The 1,869-nt window shown below is 56.1% G+C and carries 3 protein-coding genes; 2 read left to right on the top strand and 1 reads right to left on the bottom strand.

Annotated elements, in window-relative coordinates; genetic code table 11:
- The coding region (locus L692_RS0108560) for a divergent polysaccharide deacetylase family protein (RefSeq protein ID WP_025698978.1) at positions 1-522 on the top strand (522 nt) is incomplete at its 5' end.
- On the opposite strand, the gene L692_RS0108555 is transcribed toward L692_RS0108560, so the two are convergent.
- Positions 509-1,309: an N-acetylmuramoyl-L-alanine amidase gene (locus L692_RS0108555; RefSeq protein WP_025698976.1), complete on the bottom strand. Its 801-nt coding sequence runs from the start codon at positions 1,307-1,309 to the stop codon at positions 509-511. The two genes, L692_RS0108560 and L692_RS0108555, sit on opposite strands and share 14 nt — an antisense overlap.
- Positions 1,310-1,457: 148 nt before the next feature.
- Between L692_RS0108555 and L692_RS0108550 the strand changes: the two genes are divergently transcribed.
- A complete protein-coding gene (locus L692_RS0108550) occupies positions 1,458-1,646 on the top strand; it encodes a YqzE family protein (protein ID WP_025698974.1) in 189 nt (62 codons plus the stop codon).
- Positions 1,647-1,869 lie beyond the last annotated feature (223 nt).

Genomic DNA, 1,869 nt, shown 5'->3' with positions numbered 1-1,869 from the left:
CGTAACGGCAAGCCGCAATGGCTCGGTCCGGGAGCGGTTCTGTCCGGCTTAAGCGACCAGGAAATCCGCAAGCGTGTGGAGGCGGCGGTGGACCAGGTGCCTTATGCGGTCGGCATCAACAATCATATGGGCTCCAAAGTGACCGGGGACGAGCGGGTGATGGGAATTGTGCTGTCCGTATGCAAAGAAAGGGGACTGTTCTTTGTGGACAGCCATACCAACTACCGTTCGGTGGCCGGGCGGATGGCCGAGCAGATGGGCCTGCCGCGAGTGGAGAATCATGTCTTTCTGGACGACACCCATACCGCCGGTCACGTTACCCGTCAATTGCAGCTGGCGGGAAAATGGGCGCTGGACCATCATTACTGCGTAACGATCGGTCATGTCGGTATTCAAGGCAAAGAGACCGCCGCTGGAATTCGCGGCGGCATCAATGATTTAAAGAGCCGTGTGCTGTTTGTCGGCATTTCAGATCTGGTCAAGCAGGAGTGGAAGTGGAATCCCCGGCCTACATTTCCATAAGATAGACGGCGATGCCGTTTGATATCGCCTCGGCGATTTTCTCCTGGCCTTTCGATGTCGTCAGCATGGCCCGGTCCAGCGGACTGCTTATAAAACCCGCCTCTACGATAACCGTGGGGGCGGTTATTTTATTAAGCAGATAGAACGGCTTTCCGGAGCGCATGTCGAAATCCACCCCATACAGCACGTTCAGCTGATCCTGAATTGCTTTGGCCAGCATGTAGCTGCGGCCTTCCTGGCGGTAGAGCACAATCGGTCCGTGCTTGGACGGAGAGGGCGCCCAGTTGATATGGACACTGACGACGACAGCGGCGGGGAGCGTCTCGGCAAGCTCTTTGCGCTGAGCGAGATCGCGCAGATGGCGGGAGCGGCTGCGAAGCCACTGGTTCTCCTCGCTGGGGGCATAATCGCCGAACCGGTTCAGAACGGCGTCAAAGCCGTCCGCTCTCAGCAGAAGGAACAGCTTGCGGGAAATGGCGAGCGTCAAATCCTTTTCCAGTATGTCTCCGTGCGAGGTGCCGCCGTCAATGCCCCCATGGCCCGCGTCAATCAGTATGATGCGGTGGCCATGCCCGATCAGTGTTGCATGCTGCTCATGCTGTTTGTCCGGTGAGGCGAAAGAAGGGCGGGCATTACCCGCCAGCAGTGTTCCCGTGAGGAGCAGGGCAAGCAGCCCCCGGGAAGCCGCTCTCCATTGGTTGGTCAGAATCAAGAGATAAACCTCCCCTGTGTAAGCTTGAATCTGGAAGTGGTCAATTGTCTTTGCTTCGAGGTCTTCCTTTTTCATTTGCGTCCTCTTAAGGCCGCCGCTCGGCGTTTCTTCCTGGTTAGATTGCGCTTCAATAGTCAGATTTATGCGGATCAGGCCCGTTTAGAGCGAAGGCAAACGGTGCACACTATCCAATAGGAGAGGATTACAGGAGGAGGTGAGTGTAGTGGCCTCGGATGGTGAAGAACTGGTCAAATATATTACTGAAAAAGTGGTCGTTTACATGGAAAGCCCCCGCGACAGCCGCGCCCGGCATCAGGGCGGCAGACAGCCCTGGAGCCAAAGATGGTTCGGAATGCTGCCGCTCGGCTTGTCGATGTGGCGGAGCAACCGGAAGGTTAGAGACAAACGATAGAAATCATGACAGCAAAATGAGCGTCTAATTGGACTGCGGATTGGATCAGGCATTTATGCCGCATCTGCTAGAAAAAAAGCCCCATTCTCCGGCAAAAGCGGAGCATGGGGCTATATTGCTTGGTTCGATGCCGCTCTGTTGTATTTATCTTGCCGCAGGTTCGTCCCCGGAGACATAGATTTGGAATTGCCCGCGCCGCTGAAGGGCGTCAAGTGGAAGCAGC

Origin of the sequence: Paenibacillus forsythiae T98, from assembly GCF_000520735.1 — a bacterium.
GTDB classification, from domain to species: Bacteria; Bacillota; Bacilli; order Paenibacillales; family Paenibacillaceae; genus Paenibacillus_AQ; species Paenibacillus_AQ forsythiae.
The sequence above is the reverse complement of the archived record's forward strand: the minus strand, read 5'-3'. Positions and strand labels throughout refer to the sequence as shown.

Bases quoted from the DNA above. Each gene is read 5' to 3' on its own strand.
- L692_RS0108555 (WP_025698976.1), bottom strand. From the start codon at position 1,309: ATGAAAAAGGAAGACCTCGAAGCAAAGACAATTGACCACTTCCAGATT.